The 19,627-nt window shown below is 49.6% G+C and carries 18 protein-coding genes; 8 read left to right on the top strand and 10 right to left on the bottom strand.

The window, feature by feature from the left end; all coding sequences use genetic code 11:
• Positions 1–1,067: DEAD/DEAH box helicase (locus M0R47_RS04965; protein ID WP_366513170.1), on the bottom strand; the 1,067-nt coding region annotated here is incomplete at its 3' end.
• A 480-nt stretch (positions 1,068–1,547) separates the two neighbouring features.
• Between M0R47_RS04965 and M0R47_RS04960 the strand changes: the two genes are divergently transcribed.
• Positions 1,548–2,114, top strand: a complete 567-nt coding sequence (locus M0R47_RS04960; protein WP_292551131.1) for a putative metalloprotease CJM1_0395 family protein — start codon at positions 1,548–1,550, stop codon at positions 2,112–2,114.
• Positions 2,115–2,245: 131 nt separating this feature from the next.
• Here M0R47_RS04960 and M0R47_RS04955 read toward each other — a convergent pair whose 3' ends face one another.
• Positions 2,246–2,986 (bottom strand): DUF434 domain-containing protein, encoded by a 741-nt coding sequence (locus tag M0R47_RS04955; protein ID WP_292551128.1) that lies wholly within the window; start codon positions 2,984–2,986, stop codon positions 2,246–2,248.
• 42 nt (positions 2,987–3,028) lie between these two features.
• Between M0R47_RS04955 and M0R47_RS04950 the strand changes: the two genes are divergently transcribed.
• From M0R47_RS04950 to M0R47_RS04925, 6 genes are all read left to right on the top strand, one after another.
• On the top strand, positions 3,029–3,445 hold the full coding sequence (locus tag M0R47_RS04950) for a DUF4186 domain-containing protein (RefSeq protein ID WP_292551125.1): 417 nt from the start codon (positions 3,029–3,031) through the stop codon (positions 3,443–3,445).
• Between the two features lie 223 nt (positions 3,446–3,668).
• The gene (aqpZ, locus tag M0R47_RS04945) at positions 3,669–4,358 is read left to right on the top strand and encodes an aquaporin Z (protein ID WP_292551123.1); all 690 of its coding nucleotides are present in this window, start codon (positions 3,669–3,671) and stop codon (positions 4,356–4,358) included.
• Positions 4,359–4,466: 108 nt separating this feature from the next.
• On the top strand, positions 4,467–5,096 hold the full coding sequence (ycaC, locus tag M0R47_RS04940) for an isochorismate family cysteine hydrolase YcaC (protein WP_292551121.1): 630 nt from the start codon (positions 4,467–4,469) through the stop codon (positions 5,094–5,096).
• Positions 5,097–5,435: 339 nt separating this feature from the next.
• Positions 5,436–5,885, top strand: coding sequence for a nuclear transport factor 2 family protein (locus tag M0R47_RS04935; protein WP_292551118.1), 450 nt, complete (start codon positions 5,436–5,438; stop codon positions 5,883–5,885).
• A 68-nt stretch (positions 5,886–5,953) separates the two neighbouring features.
• Entirely contained in the window at positions 5,954–6,484 is a 531-nt protein-coding gene (locus tag M0R47_RS04930) for an SRPBCC family protein (RefSeq protein WP_292551115.1), read from the top strand.
• A gap of 112 nt (positions 6,485–6,596) precedes the next feature.
• Positions 6,597–7,067 (top strand): VOC family protein, encoded by a 471-nt coding sequence (locus M0R47_RS04925; protein WP_292551111.1) that lies wholly within the window; start codon positions 6,597–6,599, stop codon positions 7,065–7,067.
• A gap of 152 nt (positions 7,068–7,219) precedes the next feature.
• Here M0R47_RS04925 and M0R47_RS04920 read toward each other — a convergent pair whose 3' ends face one another.
• A complete protein-coding gene (locus tag M0R47_RS04920) occupies positions 7,220–7,948 on the bottom strand; it encodes a metallophosphoesterase (protein ID WP_292551108.1) in 729 nt (242 codons plus the stop codon).
• A gap of 86 nt (positions 7,949–8,034) precedes the next feature.
• On the opposite strand from M0R47_RS04920, the gene ispG reads away from it, so the two are divergent.
• On the top strand, positions 8,035–9,252 hold the full coding sequence (gene ispG / locus M0R47_RS04915) for a flavodoxin-dependent (E)-4-hydroxy-3-methylbut-2-enyl-diphosphate synthase (RefSeq protein WP_292551106.1): 1,218 nt from the start codon (positions 8,035–8,037) through the stop codon (positions 9,250–9,252).
• Positions 9,253–9,513: 261 nt separating this feature from the next.
• Here the strand turns inward: ispG and M0R47_RS04910 are convergent, their stop codons facing one another.
• From M0R47_RS04910 to M0R47_RS04880, 7 genes are all read right to left on the bottom strand, one after another.
• Positions 9,514–11,472 carry a CHAT domain-containing protein gene (locus tag M0R47_RS04910; protein WP_292551102.1) on the bottom strand — a complete coding sequence of 653 codons (1,959 nt, stop codon included), beginning with the start codon at positions 11,470–11,472 and terminating at the stop codon, positions 9,514–9,516.
• Position 11,473: 1 nt separating this feature from the next.
• Positions 11,474–12,973, bottom strand: coding sequence for a metallophosphoesterase (locus M0R47_RS04905; RefSeq protein ID WP_292551099.1), 1,500 nt, complete (start codon positions 12,971–12,973; stop codon positions 11,474–11,476).
• A gap of 165 nt (positions 12,974–13,138) precedes the next feature.
• Positions 13,139–14,863 (bottom strand): GMC oxidoreductase, encoded by a 1,725-nt coding sequence (locus M0R47_RS04900; RefSeq protein ID WP_292551096.1) that lies wholly within the window; start codon positions 14,861–14,863, stop codon positions 13,139–13,141.
• 60 nt (positions 14,864–14,923) lie between these two features.
• Complete coding sequence (locus M0R47_RS04895; RefSeq protein ID WP_292551093.1) at positions 14,924–16,492, bottom strand: patatin-like phospholipase family protein; 1,569 nt, start codon at positions 16,490–16,492, stop codon at positions 14,924–14,926.
• A gap of 36 nt (positions 16,493–16,528) precedes the next feature.
• Complete coding sequence (locus M0R47_RS04890; protein WP_292551090.1) at positions 16,529–17,392, bottom strand: acetoacetate decarboxylase family protein; 864 nt, start codon at positions 17,390–17,392, stop codon at positions 16,529–16,531.
• A gap of 66 nt (positions 17,393–17,458) precedes the next feature.
• Positions 17,459–18,511 (bottom strand): alpha/beta fold hydrolase, encoded by a 1,053-nt coding sequence (locus M0R47_RS04885; RefSeq protein ID WP_292551088.1) that lies wholly within the window; start codon positions 18,509–18,511, stop codon positions 17,459–17,461.
• A gap of 598 nt (positions 18,512–19,109) precedes the next feature.
• Positions 19,110–19,451 (bottom strand): hypothetical protein, encoded by a 342-nt coding sequence (locus tag M0R47_RS04880; protein ID WP_292551085.1) that lies wholly within the window; start codon positions 19,449–19,451, stop codon positions 19,110–19,112.
• Positions 19,452–19,627 lie beyond the last annotated feature (176 nt).

Here is a 19,627-nt window from a genome sequence, read left to right as displayed (position 1 = left end):
GAGGTTTCCGCGACGTTGGTCGCCAGCACGATGCGCAGCTTGCCGCCTTTGGGTTTGAACACCCGCTCCTGCTCGCTGACGCTAAGTTTCGAATACAGCGGCAGGATTTCATACTGGGTCGGATGGTGTTTTTTTAAGGAATCGGTCGTTTCCCTGATTTCCCGCTCGCCGCTGAGAAAAATCAGGATGTCGCCGCGCAAGTCACGGTAAAGCTCGTCAACCGCATCGAGTATCGCGTTTTGCAGTTCGTCGCCAGTCTCGTCCGTTGCTTTTTCGCCGTCCGCTTCTTCCTTCGGAACGATTGGACGGTAACGCACGTCCACCGGATAAGTCCGCCCGGAAACTTCGATAATCGGCGCCTTGTTGAAATGATCGGAAAAGCGCTCCGTATCGATAGTTGCCGAAGTAATGATCAGCTTTAAATCGGGCCGTTTGGGCAACAGCCATTTCATATAACCGATCAGAAAATCGATGTTCAAGCTGCGCTCATGCGCTTCATCGATAATGATGGTGTCGTATTGGTTCAGGTAAGGATCGTTTTGCGATTCGGCCAGCAAAATACCGTCGGTCATCAGCTTAACTAATGAATCCGCATGGGTTTTATCGTTAAAACGGATTTTGTAACCGACCGATTTGCCGATTGGTTCGCCAAGCTCTTCCGCGATGCGGTCAGCAACGGTGCGCGCGGCAATTCGCCGGGGCTGGGTGTGGCCGATAAACCCTGCCGATCCCCGGCCTAGCGACAGGCAAATCTTGGGCAACTGCGTGGTCTTGCCGGAGCCGGTTTCGCCACAGACAATAACTACCTGGTAAGCCTGTATCAGCTTGGCGATATCGTCTTTTTTGCCGGTGACCGGCAAATCGGGAAATGTCAGCACAGGAATACTGGCGAGGCGCTTGTTCCTGGCTGCAACCGATCTTTCAATGCGGCTTGCCAGTGCGCTCAATTCTTCCACTGACTTTTTGCTGCGGCAGCGGTCTAATTGCCGTTTTAATGCATGCCTGTCCTGGTTAAGACAATGGGGTAACTGGTGGGTAAGTTGCTTGATAAGATCGGGAGTGGACATCAAAAACAGCCGGATAAAATAAACACATTATACGTTAATTTATCTGTTTAATTGGTGTTACGCATTGCCCACGAAAACCGTTTGATAATGGATAACGCGGCTTCACTGAATGACCATGCCATGCCATGCGATGAGCATGAAATAACGTGAGCCAGTTTTGTGTTTAAACCATGAAGAACATGAAGGGCTTACAGCATTTTCAAATTCAACTAATGACTAAAAGAGTGAGTGCCGGGAGTGCAAGCTTCGCTTGCTAGAGCAGGCAAAGCCTGCACTCCAGTGATAATGTCATGGTAATTACTTAAAAAGTTCCTGAGCTATCAAGGCGCGTACAGCGCTCCCCACTCACCTTTTCTCGTGTTTTTCGTGGATGACATATTCCTGCCGGGCATGCGCAACGTCAGGTATTAGCTTTATCTATAGACTATCGGCTGATTGTTGACTAGACTTGAAATTGTTCACTTGGTGTAAAGGCGCATCATGATTTCCTCCGTATCCGGCAATAGATTGACTACTTGGCAAACTGATTACTCCCAGCAGCAATCGGTCGCCTCATCTACAGCCAACCCTGATCAGAGCGCTCAACAAGACTCCGTATTAAAAACCGATGGTGCCACATCAACGGATAATAAAAAAACCGGTGAACTCTCCGAATCGGACTTGAAAGTCCTCAGTGAGCTTAAACAAAGAGACGCCGAAGTCAAAGCGCATGAGGCCGCGCATCTGGCCGCTGCCGGCGGCATTGCCACCAGCGGCGCCAGTTTTGAATATCAGCAAGGTCCTGATGGCGTCCGATACGCAATTGGCGGCGAGGTCAATATAGACACATCTTCGGTTCCCGGCGACCCGGCCGCAAAGCTACGAAAAGCCGACACTATCAGAAGAGCCGCGCTGGCTCCGGCTGAACCTTCTGGCCAGGATATACAAGTTGCGGCTAGTGCGACGGCAATGGCCGCACAGGCTCAGGCCGAATTGTTGCAGAAAAACCAAAACACCCAAAATGGCAATAAAGACCATCTTGGCACACAAATCAACCTGTCGGCATAAGCCTAATTTTTCTGACCGAAGAAATTTGCAGGAGTGCAAGCTTTGCTCGCACAGCAGGCGAAGCCTGCACTCCGAAAATCATTAATGCCTGCCAACTGCTTATTTTCTGCGAGCGGCTTAAGTAGCGGGTTTTATTCAGGCTCATTCAAAACATCTGAAAAATCAATCAACCAAGACTCATGAAAGTGGTTTGTTATCAGGTAAGCGCCCAGATTTACCCATTGCACCTTCCCGTCTAATATCGCTGAATCGGAGGTGATAGCGACCTTACCGCCATTCAGAATGACCTGATCCGGATTATCGATTAACTCCGCCTGCCAATTCCAGCAATGGGCGCCGGCAATAGTCCGAACCATCTCGGCAAGCCGCCCGCTATTGGAAACGGGTTTGTCAAACAGCCACAACACACTTGCCGGAGAAAAGGCTTGCAGCGCATTGCCAATGAGTTCAATCGCCTGCCGGGTTTCATGCACCAGCCGGTAAGTCCCGTGAATGCTGGCTATATCCCGTACGCAGCCATCGCAGCAACGCAGCAACAATCCGCCTCCCATAGCCGTTTCGACGGAAATAATCAGGTTAAATCCGTCAATAACCAAGTGCCGGTCTTTGATTTGTGCAATCTCAAGGCGTTTTGCATTTCTTAACTCCCGATTGACAGTCGAACAGGCTGCCCTGGAAATCGCCAGACGTTGACGCTTGGCAAGCTGATGGTGGTCGCCGACCAATTGGATAGCCGAATGCCGTGCATAACCGCGATTTAACAGCCAGCACAGCTCATAAACAGCATCATGCAAATGAAGCAATTGGTTACCGCTGAACAATGCTCGATCATTCAGATGCCCATTGCGATGTCTTTGTTCATGGGTATTCATATAGTCGGAAGCCGGCACTTATTAATATTCGGAACTTGATTCATGATAAAACATCCGCCCATAATGAAACAGTATTCAACTATTTATAAAACTCGTATGAGAGATTTAGACAGCCTCTTTGAGGCACTCTCAAAGTCGGCTTTCCGCAGCCAATTCCGCCTCCAAGGCAAAGATCTTGTTTATCTGCATGCCAAAGGATTGCCAACGGTTGTCGTTCATGCAGGAGACTTTATTGCACAGCGCCTGTCGCCGCCATTGCCTAAAAATGATGGCAAACAAACCCCTTTTCGGGGGCATCCGGTTTTTGTAGCACAACATGCAACAGCATGCTGCTGCCGCAGTTGCCTGGAAAAATGGCACCGAATACCGAAGGGCCGCGCCCTCACTCAGGAAGAGCAAGCCTATGTGATCAAAGTCCTGGAACGATGGCTGCAAAATGAAATGAGAACGCTTGCTTAAAAAACGCCCGTATCCTGTCTGCACCCGACTATATTTCGTTGGAGCTTCATACCTTGCCAATAACCCTTTAAACAGACGTCGACATTCCCGGCCACTGCTACTGCAAGTTAGTCCACATAGGTATTTATACGAATTGTGTGCTCCGATTGGATATTGATATTTTAATAAAAAAATTGTGCAGTAAATAATAATCACTTGTCGATGGCGTAAAGGAAGATCATTCATGAAAATATATCTTGCGGAATTTTTGGGGACATTTTGGCTGGTTCTTGGCGGGTGTGGCAGTGCTGTATTGGCAGCAGCGTTTCCTGATGTTGGCATCGGGTTGCTCGGAGTTTCGTTGGCTTTTGGCTTAACCGTACTCACCATGGCTTTCGCAATCGGACATATCTCCGGCTGTCATCTAAACCCGGCAGTTTCTGTGGGACTATGGGTTGGCGGTCGTTTCCCGGCAAACCAATTACTGCCTTATATTGTCGCTCAAGTATTCGGAGCTATTATTGCAGGAGGCGTTCTTTATCTTATCGCCAGCGGTAAGGCGGGCTTCGATGTTTCCGCAGGTTTCGCTTCCAACGGCTATGGCATCCATTCGCCCGGGGGTTATTCCTTATTTGCTGCCTTAGTGACTGAAGTTGTTATGACCATGATGTTTTTGTTGGTCATTCTCGGTGCGACCGACAAACGCGCGCCGCAGGGGATGGCGCCTATAGCTATCGGTCTTTGTCTTACCCTGATTCACCTGATCAGTATTCCCGTAACTAATACTTCTGTTAATCCTGCCCGGAGTACAGGTGTCGCTATCTACGTTGGCGACTGGGCTCTTGCCCAGCTTTGGTTGTTTTGGCTAGCCCCGATCGTTGGTGCAGCACTAGGCGCGGTCATCTATCGATTCATCAGTAGAGCGGAAAATTGAGAGTGCGAAATGCCAAATAAATTGCACCGCCATGCATAATGAAAATGCAAAAAGACAAAACCCCCAACCTTGACTACGCCACATCGAAACCATGATAAAGGTGACATTATGAGCAGCACTTATCAGTACCGTCGCATATGTAAAAAAGACGCGGCGGTTCTCTTCGTGGATCACCAGTGCGGCCTGACTGCGTTAGTACAGGATTATCCGCCTAGCGAATTCAAGAACAGCATTATGGCCTTGGCCGATATGGCGAAATTCTTCAATCTACCGACTATTCTCACGACCAGTTTCGAGACAGGGCCGAACGGTCCCATTATGCCCGAGCTAAAAGAAATGTTTCCTCACGTTCCGTTTATCGCCCGCCCAGGCCAAATCAACGCCTGGGATAACGAAGATTTCGTTAACGCCGTGAAGGATACCGGCCGCAAACAGCTTATCATCGCCGGCATAGTGACTGAAGTCTGCGTAGCGTTTCCTGCGCTATCTGCGTTAGAGGCTGGCTACGAGGTTTTCGTCGTCACCGATGCAAGCGGCACATTCAACCAGACCAGCCGTGAGGCGGCATGGCTTCGGATGGCAACTGCGGGGGTGCAACTGTTGAATTGGTTCGCCGTGGGCTCCGAACTGCAACGCGACTGGCGCAACGACGTCCAGGGCTTCGGTAAGCTCCTTTGCGGCCATACTCCAATGTACCAGGACCTCATGGTCAGTTATGCCGCTAAAAGCCGAGCCTAGCAATATAGGGTACGGTAAATACCCTCGCAGTCGCTGCGCCGCTGAGAATGCCGGTTATAGTGAAGCGTTAGTGACTGAGTCTGGCTTTAAGGTTTTGCCCAAAAGAAATCGGCAAAGCCACGGATTGCAAAAGTGCTTGTGTGATCGACATTCGAAATTATGAAAAAAACTGATGAAATGGCCGCCGAGCAATTTATAACCAACCGCAGGACCGGTTTATGTACGAGTATGAGTTTTGGGATTTGGGACTGGCAACACTTAGAAAATCATCTTCATGGAGTCTCTAACAAGCCTAAAAAGCAATCATGAGTTAACAATTAAAATATAAAGGGATGCCCGATGAGAACTGAGACCGCCAAAACGCATGACAAAGGCCAAATTCGACAACTCATTAATGACCAAATGAGCGCTATTTGTATGAAAAATACAAATCAAATCATAAGCCATTATGCTCCGGAAGCTATCATCTTCGACGTGAAACCGCCGTTCCAAAAAATCAAGAATGTAAATGAGCTCCGCCGCGCTTGGGATACATGCTTGCCTTGCCTCCCAGCCACATTCGGTACAGAAATACGCGATCTTGGTATTTTCGTTAGCGGTGACTTGGCGCTTGCCCACTGGTTCTGGCGCTTTACAGGAATGGACAAAGACCATCCGACAATGCAGACGTGGACACGGAGCACTGTCGGCTATCAACGGCATCAGGACCGATGGCAAATCGTGTATGAGCATTGCGCGATCTCTTTCGATCCGGAAACGTCTAAAGATATATTCGCCCTTGAACGTTAGCCCAAACCCAGCCGCAAGAGCGGCCCCTGATCGCCATACATGATGTCTGCCCCGTACCGAGGTAATAAATGGTTAAGGAAACAATCATCATAGCCGCCGTTCTGTTCGCCGCCCTGCTCCTCTATGTAGCGGCCAAGCCTGATATATTCCGTGTCTGCCGCACCGCCAGTATCAAAGCGGCTCCCGACAGAATCTTTGCGCTAATCAGCGACTTCCACAATTGGGACGCCTGGTCGCCTTACGAGAAAATGGACCCGGAGATGAAACGAAACCTCAGCGGTAAGTCACGTGGCAAAGGTGCCGTGTACGAGTGGGAAAGTACTGGCAGTAAAGCTGGTATAGGGCGTATGGAAATCATCGAGTCATCGCCACCGTCCAAGATCGCTATCGAACTGGATTTGGTCAAACCTATCGAAAGCCACTGCATCCTGGAATTTATATTGGAAAGCAAAGATGCCGAAACCGACGTCACATGGGCCATGCATGGCACCAATCCCTACATTGGCAAAATCATGGAAATCTTTTACGACCGGGACAGCATGATCGGTAGAGATTTTGAGGAAGGTCTTGCCAATCTAAAGGCAATCGCTGAGAGATAAGAAGCATGGGAACTTGCAATTACTCATCCAGTCTAACAATACAACCGCTGTGCGCCAAGCTGTGCAACGCCTGTTATTTTCATCTTAGTTATTATAAATAAAGGAGAAATCCATGACAGTAAAACCAATTCCGGATGGCTATCACTCCATAACCCCGTACCTGATGATTAAAGGGGCGTCCGAAGCCATTGAATTTTATAAGCGGGCATTTGGTGCAATTGAAATATTCCGCTTATCTCACCCAAACGGTCAAATTGGGCATGCCGAAATCAAAATCGGTGATTCGCCTATCATGCTGGCCGACTCCTGTGAACAAAGTGAATTCCATCCTCCCGAGTCATTGGGTGGCTCGTCGGTTGCTTTGCATGTCTATGTAGAGGACGTGGACGCTCAATTTAATCAGGCTGTTAGCGCTGGAGCAAAAGCAGTCAGGCCGGTATTCGACCAGTTTTACGGTGATCGCAGCGGTATGCTGCAAGACCCTTTCGGGCATATTTGGTTTCTTGCTACCCATAAGAAAGATATAACGCCGGAAGAAATCAGCAAGCGCGCTGAAGCACTCTTCCAACAGAGCAATACCTGACGGTTGCGTTTGACAAAAGTTAGGTTTGTTTGTTCACCGAACGTTGTGCTGCCAGACGGGCGCAAGTCAAAAGGCCATGTGAAGCATAGTTTTTGTCTTGTACCCAGTCTTTAACTGACTATAGGTATTTTTTACCAATAGTCAGCATCGATCTAAATATCCACCGTCCTGTCCTGATCAAATCGGGGGGCGACTTTTGTACCTGCATAACCTCTGGGATTGCATAATATTCTTGCACCCGCTATGCGGTAGTCTATCTGGCAGTGGACATGGCCGTGGAACCAGGCGGCAATCTCGTATTCATGCAGCAACGGTTTCATATCATTACAATAAGCCAGTTTTTTAAGCGCATATGCCGTATCGTTCCAACTCCATAAAGACGGCGCATGATGAGTGACCACGACAGTTTTCCCTGAGTACGGCTGAGCTAATTCTTGTTCCAGCCAAGTCTTTGAGTTTTGGTGTAATTGACTGAACTGCACCGCATCAAAAGGCCTTTCGGCAAATTTTATCCGCCTGAAATCATTTAATGTTTTGCCTAAAGCCTCTGCTGTTTTGTCGCCTTCAACAAACAAATCGGCCCAGAGAGTGCAACCTAAAAAACGTACACCTTGAAATATAAAGCAGTCGTTCTCAAGAAAATGCACATTGCTGCCGGCGCATCGCTTACGGATCAACTGCAACGTTTGCTGATATTCATGAGTATAAAACTCGTGATTACCGGCAATATAAACAACCGGTTTATTAAAAGTTTTAAGCCACTCTACACCTTGCGTACTGACGCCTATATCGCCTGCCGCGATAATGATATCGGCATCATTATCTGGAGCTTCCAATGCCCCGAATTCCAAATGTATATCAGAAAAATAATTTATCCTCACACTAAACTCTACTTAATAGCCGGTATAAGCGTATAATTTAACAATTTCTTCCAGATAACCGTAACCTTTTTCAAAAGATTTTGTATATGTCTATTAGCCTTAGAAAAATCACCCATCAAGTTTTAGTCGGCGATGTTAAAGTCGGCGGCGGCGCTCCGATCGTTGTTCAGTCTATGACCAATACCGATACCGCCAATGTTTCTGCGACCGTGAACCAAATTATAGAACTGGCCGCCGCCGGTTCCGAGCTGGTCCGCATTACGGTCAATTCGGAAGAGGCAGCTAAAGCCGTTGCCGAAATCCGTAATCAATTGGATAAAAAAGGCAACTCAACACCCATCGTTGGCGACTTTCATTTTAACGGTCACAAACTGCTGGAAAAATACCCGGACTGCGCCCAGGCTTTGGACAAATACCGTATCAATCCGGGCAATGTCGGCCGCGGCAAAAGCCGTGACCCGCAATTTCAGCAAATGATTGAGTTTGCCTGCCAATATAACAAACCGGTGCGCATCGGCGTCAACGGCGGCAGCTTGGATCAAGCAGTATTGACCCGCTTACTGGATGAAAACAGAAGCCTGAAAACACCCGAACCTTTGGCAGCCGTCACCCGCAAGGCAATCGTACTGTCGGCACTTGAAAGCGCCGCTAAAGCAGAAGAACTGGGACTGGGCAAAGACAAAATCATCCTATCCTGCAAAATCAGCAATGTGCAGGAACTGATCAACATCTATCAGGATCTTTCCAGCCGTTGCGATTACGCACTGCATCTGGGACTGACCGAAGCGGGCATGGGTTCCAAAGGCATCGTCTCATCAGCCGCGGCTTTATCGGTACTCATGCAACAAGGCATAGGCGACACTATCCGCATTTCGCTGACGCCGGAACCCGGCGCATCAAGAACCCAGGAAGTCATAGTCGGCCAAGAAATCCTGCAAACCATGGGCTTTCGTTCATTCACCCCGATGGTTATCTCCTGCCCTGGTTGCGGCCGCACCACCAGCGATTATTTCCAGAAACTGGCGATGGACATTCAGAGCTATTTGCGCGATCAAATGCCGGTCTGGCGCACCCAATATCCGGGTGTTGAAACCATGGAAGTGGCGGTTATGGGTTGTGTGGTTAATGGACCCGGCGAAAGCAAAAACGCCAATATCGGCATTAGCCTGCCCGGCACCGGCGAGTCCCCGGTAGCGCCGGTTTATGAAGACGGCGAAAAAACCGTCACGCTGAAAGGCGAAAGAATCGCCGAAGAATTTCAGGAAATCGTGCAACGCTATATTGAAACGCATTACGCGCCTTAGGCGTCATCAATGAGGCAGGGGGTGTTTGCTATCTCACCCCTCTGCCCCACTATCAAAAGCATTTTAGGTAAATGACATTCTTTTTCGTGATTTTACGATCTATCTGCTTCCTAAACCGCGTAGTAACTAAACAACCGCTTTTAATTTGTCCATCATAAGAACTTCGTCAATCCAGTACAACCCCGCTTCAGTAACTATGCACAAGTTATTGCATTCAATCAGGAAATCCTTTCCTGCTATCTTATATTATCAGGCCGAGGCTTAATAGTTATCTCCCAAGGCGTCCAAGGCCGCCTGCGCCAAGCTAGCCCATACCGGGGTGTTCCAATCCTTCAGATAACGCCTGAACTGGCGCTGTGTTGCAATAATCGGAAACGCATCGGAACACAATTCGTTTAACATCTCTTTGCAGTAATACGTGATATCGGCTTCCAGTGATTCAGGATCGATGGTTTGCCCACCGTAAACCGAGCCCAGTAAACTGAGTTCCGCGTGTGTGCTGAACGCATAAGCCCGCTCATCGCCTGATGATTTGCGTATCTGCCATTCCACGATCTGCCGGGCCGCGTTCCATAATATGCCGTATTTATGTGCCAGTTCCTTAAGCACGGGGCCATCGTCGTCCCGATTCAGTATGGCGATAATCGACAGGTACTGCGTAATCACCCAGTGGTTGCAGGGATCGATTTCCCAGGCGTCACGGTAAAAATCGCGGCAGGCTTCATAAGCTTTCTGGGCCATCGGTTGCTCTTCCGCCAGGGTATAGGCGATACCAATGCGTTTCTCGCTGGCGGCGCTAAGACCCAGGCGCTGCGCTTTGTCCTTGGTTGAAGTGATAGCGTGTGACTCCTCGCGCCAGTTTTTCAGATCTTCGCGGACCGATTCGCACAGCGCTGCCAATTCCTTGTTTTGGGCATCGTTAAGGACCTTTCCGACGCTGTCGCTCCGATCCTCATTCGCCCCCACCAGTTCGTCGATGCGATCAAACTTTACTTCGATTTTCCGCTGTGTCTGCTTGTCGCGGAACAGGTTGACCTGCCGTTCGAAATTCCACGGCACCGTTGAATACGCGACGATACTGGCCCAGTCATGCGTTTCCGGCGAATCCGTACGCAGTCGTTGCCGCAGTTCGTAGAGCACCCAGCGCGGATCGGCACCGTTCAGCAACCCGCTGTAGAGCACTTTAGCCGCGATGGCCGATGCCTTCATCCATAACGGAAACTGGGAAGCAATGACCCATGGAATACCCGCCGCGTTTAGTTCGTGGGCAATGCTGCCGCCAGGCGTCAGCACCGATTCGATATTGCCGGAATCGCAAGTCGCGAGCGTAACGAGCGTCGGACGGAATCGCGTATTGCCGGCCGAGTCCCGAGAAGTCAGGGCGATAGCGAGGCGCTCGCCGTCGACAATATCGACACTATCGCTGGTCTCGCTGCACAAGGCCACGCCATAGCGCTCATCGCCGGAATATTTGAACGGCGCACCATGCGCCAGGATATGGACATGAGTGAATTCGGTTGAAGCACAAAGCGCGCGAATTTGCTCAAGCGTGGCATTGGGCAGTACGGTCAGCAGCTTTTTGACTTCCTCGATGCGATTCTCGTCCTTGATCTTGACCCACGGCTCAATGGCCTCGCGCAGAGCTTGCAAATGGGTTTGCGCGGGCACGTAAAGCCCGGCCGGAGCCGCGAAGGCGAACAGGATGCGCGGCGGGCGTATCCAGTTGACCGGCAGTGGACGGCCTCGGCGGATTTCCCGCGTAATCGAGATCGGGGTGCGCATTTGCAGGAACAGCGGCGATCCCGATCCGGGAAAACCGTCCGGAGCCACGGCCGCTTCGAAGGGAACCAGACCCAGCTCAAACGCTGACATCGCCAATCGCAGATGAACGAGTTTGCCGTTCTCAGCGCCGGCATTGCCGAGCTCTGAAAGCAGGGCGGGCACCTGGCCGAACACCCGGCCAATGGCTTCGCCTATGTCACGGACTTCCGATTGCCGCTGATCATCGGTGGCGGGATCTTTATCCAAAGGGTATCTGAGCCGCCGCAGCCTCATCAGCAGTTGGCGATGCTCGAACGGCATTTGCAGCGTCACGGGTCCGTCGGAGCCGCATAAGGCAATATAATTGGTCAGCGGAGATAGCAATTGATTGTGGGCCGGGCCGGACCGCAGAAGTTCAAGTTTGACATTACGGATTTCTGACGTGTGATTTTCGGTCATATCACTTCCTCATAAATTGCTGAATAGTCTGGGGCGCGCCGGTTCCGTCATTGATGATATGGTTTAAACGGCCTATGACGCCGCCATCTTCAACCTTAACCGAGACGGCACTGGTCTGGTTCATAACGAAGCTCTGGCCACCGAATTTCGCGCTGTCGATCAACTCCATGCGACCATCGATCAGCACATCATAAACCGGCTTGAATGCGTCCCTGTCCTTCAGCATCGCATCGGTGAAGCGCAGCAACCGGATCCAAGTGCCGCAATTGAAGTAAAACCGCCCGCCGCCCATGTCGATAGCGCGCTCAAGATGCGTGTGCCCGGTAATGATAAAATCAATCGAGGATCCTACTGCCGCTGTTACATCTTTGAAGGTGTCGTCCTGATCTGTATGATCGAAGGTTTTGTCGTCAGCCAACCAGTCTTTCAGGGCTCGGCGTAATGCCTCATCCTTGGGAACATTCCTCAGCCAGCCGGTCAACCGGTCGAAAATCAATTCCCAGGTACCCAGCGGCGCCTCCGGCTCAACGATCTGGGCATTGGGGCGGCCGAGATTGGCCTCGGCCATTTCCAGCATCTGGTCAACATTCTGTGAATCCTGTTGCGAGTAACCCTTGATGCCTTCGCTGAGATTGGGGCCCAGCAATTGGTCGACAGTCACAGTCGAAGCAGCCACCTGCTCACGTGGCAGAAACCCTTCCGCAGACAAGCGCTGGTTAACCTCCTTGCCATCACGCACTTTTTCGCCAACGATAGACACCAGATCGGTAATTTTTGTGGCTTGGGACGGGTCGAGAACGACCAAGGTGCCAACCGCCGCCTGAGTTTCGGGTTTTAGCAAATCGATCCATTTATATTTTTTCTTGACCTCGTTCATAACCTCCTTAACCATTCGCGTGCCGGCGTTCGGATACCATTCCTTGGGATCAAGCGTACGGCCGGCATTGAGGCGCCGCCCGACCTTGGCCAGATCTTCGTAACGATTGTAGTTCCAGGCATCGACTTCATTGCCGTGCGTGCAGTAAACGCGGGCATTACCGACCATGCAGGTATAGCCGGCGCCGATGGTCGAGAATTCAATCCGGGCGCGTTTAATCAGATCATCGCCCGCCAACTGGGACATGATCAAGCGCTGAACCGTCGGGAAAGACATTTCGATATCGTGGTTGCCGATGATAAAGATCAGCGTGCGCCGCTCGGTTGCCACGAAAGCGGCAAGAGCATCCCAGACGCCGACAAATGACGCATCTTTCATGATCCGGTCAACGGTAGCGACGGCCTGTTCAACAACGATATAACCCGGCAGTTCCTCGGCCAGCGTATCGAAGACATCCCCGTTCAGTACCAGTGCGACATTGCCTGTCGGGCACTGCTTGCTGACCCAGCCTATATAACCGGCCAGTCTTTGGGTCTCTTTCAATATCTGAAAATTGGGCTTATTGCCGCCCATATGGATGTCCGAGATCACATGAATCTCATCATAAGCAGGAAAATCGCTCATACTTCTACCTTTAAATTGAAATAAAACCGCAGGATAAATGCTAAGTCAATTTGGAGTGCAGGCATTTGTTCCTCGGTATTCATAATTTTTGTGCTGTTTATCGTCTGCTGATCTGTGCAAAAGACTCAATCAACAGACGACCGGCATCAATGAGAAAAACGAGGGTTATAAATCCGCATCCGGCTTGATACCGGTAATGCCTTCCGCGACGCGTTCCGACAATGCACAGATCGTCGCAACCGGATTGGCTCCCACCGCCGTCGGTAATAATGCCCCATCCGCAACATATAAGCCGGTATAACCGAACACCTGGCCAAAGGTATCGACTGCCGCGCTGGTGACGCCTTCGGCGGGGTCATTCGCTAAACGGCAACCACCCAAGGAATGGACAGTAATATTGCTTTTCATAGGCCATAACCAATTCGGCAGGGGAATGAATGCTTTCCCCCCGCTCCACTCCTTGAATCGGTTGCCCATATCGAGGATGGTCTGATACAGGGACATGCTGTCTTTATAAGGCCATTTCACATGCAGAAAACCGTCATCATTCAATTCCATGACACCGTTGCTTTTATCTATGCCCATGCACAACAAAACGCTGCTGGTATAGGAAAGATCGCCTTTCAGCAATTCATTGAAGGCATAGCCGATCTGCCCGTTAGTGATGCCCTGAATGAAGCGGGCAATGGCCAATTTAGCGGTTCGGATAAAGGCGTTGAAATGCGAAAAGCCGGGCTTAAGCCCTTCTGTATACCAGGCTGCAAAATTGGGGTAGCTGGCATCCTCCAATATAAAGGCATGATCCCGATTGAAATTTTTGAACAGATTATAATCAGTGCCCTGGGTAATGACCGGTCCGTAATTGGGGTCGGCGGGTTTGTCGCCATCGATAACAAAAGAGAGAAAATCCCCATTGCCTGAAAAATGCTGGCCCAGCTTTTGGCTGATATTGGGCAGTGTTTTGTAAACATCACGGCAGCGCATCAGCAGCTCGTTTGAGCCTAGCGTGCCGGCCGAAACCACCACTCGGCGGGTTACTGCGCTGTGCTGCGCATGGCCATCATTCAAGTCCTGCCAATAAACCCGATAACCGAACTCGCCGCTGGCAGCGAGATTTTCATTGCCTTGCGCATCCAGGGGCACTATTTTTTCCCCAAGAACTTCGGTTTTAATAGCGGCTTTATAACGCGTTTCAGCTACATGCAGATAATTCAAATCCAGCGAATTTTTCGATTGCGTGTTACAGCCCAGATCGCATTCGGCACAATAAACACAAGATGTTTGCAAGGCGCCGTAACGGTTCTTTTCCTGCACGCCGATCTCGGTCGGATTATTGAAATCATTACCAAAAAATACGTTGATATCGAGCAATTGCGACTCGCGGCCATCTGCCTTGGCGAATTCCTGAAACAAGCCTGTGCGTATAACTTGTCTACGCGGATCATCGCCTTGCGGAATCGGCCTGGCACCCAGGACTTTCTTGCTGACCTCGTAATAAGGTTGTAAAGCCTCTTTTTTGCTGGTTTCCGGCCAGCTTTGATCAAACACTTCATCGGGTGGTTGAAGAAAGACATTGGCATAGATCAGTGAGCCGCCGCCCAAGCCTGCACTGACCAAGGCATCGATATGTTCGAAGTTGCGTATATCGAACATGCCGTGCGTTTCCTTGTCGGCGATATTTTGCGGCCTGTTGCGTTTTTCCGGCAGAAGATTCCAGAAGTTGTTAGCCATGCCACGCGGCGAGCGCGGGAAAGACCCCATCGGGTAGCGCTTGCCGCGTTCCAATAGCATAACTTTGGCGGGCCATTTTTTTGCTAAACGGCAGGTACTGATTGACCCGCCAAAACCACTGCCGATGACAATTGCTTCGTAATCGTATTTGATATCCATCGTATTCTCCCAGATACTTTTTTGTTTTTATTAAATTATTTTAAAAATTCAGGAATGAATTTAGGCTTTCGCGCTGGTTTTATGTGCCTGCTTGACGTAGGTATCCCAAAGTTCCTGCATAAAAAAGCCGCTGAAAACGCCTATTGTCTTTATTTTTTCCTGGAAGCTATCGGCATGCGTAACAGTCAGAGTCGACACCAGCTTCGTCAGGTCAACCGCGCCTAATGTCAGAATGCCTGCGCCGATAATTGGCCCTGATTTATCGGCGCCCTTGTGCAATTGGGTATACAAGGTGGTGGTCTCCGGCCACAGCTTGAATACCGAGCCATCGCGCACTTCCTTTCTGCCGGCCAGGTAATAGGCTTCGCCCTGATACTCAAAACCCAGCTCATAAACCATCAAGGTCAATTTCGGATCATCCGTGGGCTTGAACAGGTTGAATACACCGGTATTGGCGACCATGCCCATACCTAATGGCGCAAAATCGATGGTGCCGGTTAAGTGGCCGGGATGATTGGCATCCTTAACAAAAGCATCCATATCGTCGATGCTAACAGTAGCGTGCATGGCTAATTGGGTATTCGCCTGCTTGCCTTTTGTTTGGCCGTCCCGCGGGTCAACTGCATCGAGCGAAAAACCGCCCTTCATTGTTTCTTTAAATTGAAGACCTGTTTTTTGTGTTGTCATTTTTAGTATATAAGGTTCGAACGGAACCCCCTCCGGTTTCATGCTGTTAAAATAAGCTCTCGCATCGGTTCGCCCCATTTCGATCAGATCGTTATGGCTGATTGCTCCCGTATACAACGCCGAGTCCAGTGGTAGCGGGTGCGCGGGCTTAATCAGATGAAGAGTGATGGGTTGTTGATGTCCATAGAGTTGTTCGCCATTGGCTATGCGGGCATTAATATCCTTGATTTGTTGAAGTTCTTTAATTAACGCACCGTTTGCGCTCATTTCCAGCAGTTGCACATAGGCATTCAGCGGGCCGCTTCGGTAATTTGGGATATTGCCCATAACCCAGACCAGCCATAATTCATTGGCACCGCGCTTGACGGCCTCCAGCAAATTGGCATCCTGGATAAATCCTGAATCCAGATAAACCGCATCCTTGATCGTGACGGGCGGCAGCGTACCGGGCAACGACATGCCGGCCACCAGAAAATCCTCTATCATATCCTGGTGCAGGATGACTTCATTCATTTTCTGGCCGAAGTTACAGACGTTAAACGTGCCCTGAACGCCTTCTGCGGCGCGGATTTTTTCAAAGTCGATGCCCAGATGCGGATAGACTTTTTCACGAAAAGCGGCTGCGGAACCTGCGGCGACAAATTTAGGCGGCCAGATATAATTGCCCAAGGGCAGGAAAGAGATCGTCTTACGCATGTTCAAGGTGCGCCAGCGTTCGCAGATGTCATCTATGTTCAAGCCGGAAAGTAGCATGGCCAGATTGAGCGAACCTCCGGAAGTACCGTCCATATGCTGAAATTTAAGGTCATGCGCAAAAATTTCGGCTAACGCGCCGGCTGCGTATGACAGACGCATACCGCCTCCCGGTAGAATGAGCGCTCTTTTAGGCAATCGACTGTCATCTGCCGCCGCGCCTTGAGGAATGTGGGCTTGTGCCGTCATAACTATTACTCCTGCCTATTGATTATTGCCAAAAAATTATACCGGTGGAATCGGCGCATCGGGCGGGGATAGCCATTCTTCGCTCAATCCCAGATTGATCACGGATTCAAAGCCTTCCGGGGCTTTTTCGGGCAACTGATCTAAATCGAGAAACCAGCTTTCGATATGGTCATCGAGCGTGCCGGTAATGGAAGGCAGGAAAACCGTGGCAATAGCGTCGCCGATTTCCAGCTCCTTCATGGCCTGCAAGCGGGGATGATCGCCAATGACAAAGCGGGCTTTGGCATTTTTTAACAGGCGGACGCCGCATTTAGTATCGAGCAGAATGTCCGACTTCATCAGCATCCCGCGGAATGAACAGTAATTGGAGGCGCGCATCTTGACCGGTATGCAGGTCGTTTTCGGCGGCTCTATTTCAACATAAGTCACCAGTTTGCCATCCAAGTCATACTGGCTGCTGATTTTGTCATCGGTGATTTTGAAATCCAGATGCCCTTGGTGCTTCGGCATGCCCCAAATGCCTTTGCCGCCCTTGACCGATATTTCGGACGATACCGGCAAGTCGACGACGTACTGGCCGGTCTTGAAGAAATTCATGAACAGACCCGGCAGTAATCTTGGCGCCGGTTTCTCACCATGCGTACAGGCGATGGCGATGCTGTATTCGACGTATTTTCCTATGGGTGTCTCGCGGTAATCGATAACGGTCACTATCAGCAACCCGGTATTCCACAAACGGAAGGGATGGATGCCTTTGGGCAGGAACGCCTTGGCTTTTTCCGGATTGATCGGGAATACTGCCATCAAGGCCGGTGAATTGGTGGCGGCGACGGGCAGCTTGAATGGAATGCCATCAACCAGTGAAAAGCGACCCGCATATTGTTTAATTCGTTTTGGCATGCAAAACATGATCTTATCTCCCTTAGCGCCGTTGATTTTTAGCGCGGTTTTTATTGTTGTTATTAATTAATCTTTATTGAGTTCGTCGATGATCAATGGAAAAGTATCCCGAGCCGCATTCTTGCCCATAAACACATCCAGATGACCGTAGCCGGGCAGCACATGAAGCGAATGGTAATTGGGGCGCAACCCCGAAAAATAGTTGTACGTATTGATCTGACTGACCGGCAGAAAACAACGGTTATTCTCTCCGGTAAAGAACGCAAACCTGGCGTCGGTTTTTGGCGCAACCTTTAGAAAATCCTCGGGCAATTCGCTAAAGCCCTCCACGGAAACAAGATGGCCCTGCCGAGTGCAGCGGGTGATCTGCTCGAAAAAACGCAGCGGCACGGCGCCGAATTCTTCTTTCAGCCACTCATGGGTTTCTTCATTCAGATTTTCATGGCTCCACAAGGCGGGAAAACCGCTGCCGTAGGTAAAACTGACCTGTTTGCAAACGGCATTATGGCATTCATGATGCGTCATATTGACCATCTGGGTAATCAGCTTTGCAGCCAGATCGGGCGCTTCAACGCCCCAGTGCGGGTTCAGGTATTGCGTAAACAGTTTGACGAGCGGTAACAGGTATTGAAGCTTGAACGAAGACCAGCCCGGTACAACCGGATGCAGGGAAACGGCATTGCTGACGATAGTAGTGACTTCAGGGACAAGTCCCGCGAGGGCCGACATCGTAAAACTGGTCGAACCCTGACAATGGATGATGGCCTTGACCTTGTCCGCGCCGGTTTCGGCAATAATGGTCTTCACAGCCTTGGGATGATCGTAAAGGGCCGCCTGATCCAGCGTCCATAAATTCGGCGGAAAAGCGATGCTGCCCCGCCAGTTTTCCAGCCACACATCATAGCCCTGTTCGATCAGCGCATCGACTATGGTTGTCGCCACCGGCGCCCGGTATATAGAGGCGCGTACACCAGCGCCATGCACCAATATGACCGGGCCTTTTTCCGGCGCTTTCCGTCCTCGGACATTGATCAGGTTTAGTTCTACGCCATCATCGGTAATAAAAGGGATAATGCGCTCATCATGGCGCGCTTGGCAATTCGACGTTTGCGAAGGCATAAAGATTCTCTCTTTGCATTTATTAGTATTTATTATTAACCCTTAAGGGTTTTAGGAAAGACGAAAAGTTTTTTCAATAGAATTTGAATGCTCTGTCGCATTCTTTTGGCTATATTCGTAACCACAACACACCAAGGCCGCCAACCTTTCAACTAGTTACGCCTCCTGATAAGTTGTTTACTTTTTAATTTATAATCGTCAAAAAACACCACTAACACTTGCTTATTCGCAGAATTTACCGACTCTAATCTGGATTCAGCCGTAAAAGTTCGCGGTACTAAATAGCATAAGCTAAAGCTCTAAGATCCCTATAAAAACACTCAAGATAATATACTTTAAAATGTGCTTTTACAATTAAATCTATCCGGCAAAGCTGGAAGATTTAACTTGTTTTGGCTGATCGCGATAAGAGATTTAATCAGTCCCATGGAAAGCTAGACATCTAAAACACCATCCAGTTAATTCTGTTGATTTGGCGTTTGGTCGATACGAGAAAAACATCTAATCGTTCATAATTTTCAGTCTTCTCTTACCCACGAAAGTCGATGATTAAACAGAATCACATAAAGAACATCGCTGTTACGCCAACCTGTCCAGGCTACCAATCACCTTGCCTACCATGATCTTCGATAAATTTCCTTATCCCTGTTGATTCCCTGGTTATTTCAAAAAAGAATACTTCAGCCTGCCCTTTTGATTCAAATCCTTCAACCGCAACTTCAAATTCTGTAGCTTCCTGTATTAAATTATCATCCTCATCATACTCGGCGTTAAGCCCGTAGCAGTCACCGTAAACGCCCATAATAAGGTTATCATAAACAGCCAAATATCGGTCAGCCTCTAACGAATATTCCTCATCCGGCGTCCATACAGCGAATGGTGTTTGATGTAACTCTGCGAATTTTTTAGCAATTTGTATTTTTTGGCTATCACTGATCATTTTTATTTACGAATAGTTATTTGTGGATTAACTGGCATCGCCTTATGCCTCGATGCGATAAATGTCGGCTACGCTAACTCGGCCATGGGAGCAATTGACTGGTTCCTGACTTTGAAGTTCGGTTTTAAATATACGTCTCAACGTTAGTGCGTCAACTTCTGGGTCATCCTTTACCC

The sequence above is a fragment of the Methylobacter sp. genome, assembly GCF_023227905.1.
GTDB lineage: Bacteria > Pseudomonadota > Gammaproteobacteria > Methylococcales > Methylomonadaceae > Methylobacter_A.
This window is presented reverse-complemented; position numbering and strand designations above follow the sequence as displayed.

What these genes read in the sequence shown, in the direction of transcription:
- M0R47_RS04960 (WP_292551131.1), top strand. Translation starts at nt 1,548, where the DNA reads ATGATTTCCTCCGTATCCGGCAATAGATTGACTACTTGGCAAACTGAT.
- M0R47_RS04955 (WP_292551128.1), bottom strand. Translation starts at nt 2,986, where the DNA reads ATGAATACCCATGAACAAAGACATCGCAATGGGCATCTGAATGATCGA.
- M0R47_RS04950 (WP_292551125.1), top strand. Translation starts at nt 3,029, where the DNA reads ATGATAAAACATCCGCCCATAATGAAACAGTATTCAACTATTTATAAA.
- aqpZ (WP_292551123.1), top strand. Translation starts at nt 3,669, where the DNA reads ATGAAAATATATCTTGCGGAATTTTTGGGGACATTTTGGCTGGTTCTT.
- ycaC (WP_292551121.1), top strand. Translation starts at nt 4,467, where the DNA reads ATGAGCAGCACTTATCAGTACCGTCGCATATGTAAAAAAGACGCGGCG.
- M0R47_RS04935 (WP_292551118.1), top strand. Translation starts at nt 5,436, where the DNA reads ATGAGAACTGAGACCGCCAAAACGCATGACAAAGGCCAAATTCGACAA.
- M0R47_RS04930 (WP_292551115.1), top strand. Translation starts at nt 5,954, where the DNA reads ATGGTTAAGGAAACAATCATCATAGCCGCCGTTCTGTTCGCCGCCCTG.
- M0R47_RS04925 (WP_292551111.1), top strand. Translation starts at nt 6,597, where the DNA reads ATGACAGTAAAACCAATTCCGGATGGCTATCACTCCATAACCCCGTAC.
- ispG (WP_292551106.1), top strand. Translation starts at nt 8,035, where the DNA reads ATGTCTATTAGCCTTAGAAAAATCACCCATCAAGTTTTAGTCGGCGAT.
- M0R47_RS04910 (WP_292551102.1), bottom strand. Translation starts at nt 11,472, where the DNA reads ATGACCGAAAATCACACGTCAGAAATCCGTAATGTCAAACTTGAACTT.
- M0R47_RS04905 (WP_292551099.1), bottom strand. Translation starts at nt 12,973, where the DNA reads ATGAGCGATTTTCCTGCTTATGATGAGATTCATGTGATCTCGGACATC.
- M0R47_RS04900 (WP_292551096.1), bottom strand. Translation starts at nt 14,863, where the DNA reads ATGGATATCAAATACGATTACGAAGCAATTGTCATCGGCAGTGGTTTT.
- M0R47_RS04895 (WP_292551093.1), bottom strand. Translation starts at nt 16,492, where the DNA reads ATGACGGCACAAGCCCACATTCCTCAAGGCGCGGCGGCAGATGACAGT.
- M0R47_RS04890 (WP_292551090.1), bottom strand. Translation starts at nt 17,392, where the DNA reads ATGCCAAAACGAATTAAACAATATGCGGGTCGCTTTTCACTGGTTGAT.
- M0R47_RS04885 (WP_292551088.1), bottom strand. Translation starts at nt 18,511, where the DNA reads ATGCCTTCGCAAACGTCGAATTGCCAAGCGCGCCATGATGAGCGCATT.
- M0R47_RS04880 (WP_292551085.1), bottom strand. Translation starts at nt 19,451, where the DNA reads ATGATCAGTGATAGCCAAAAAATACAAATTGCTAAAAAATTCGCAGAG.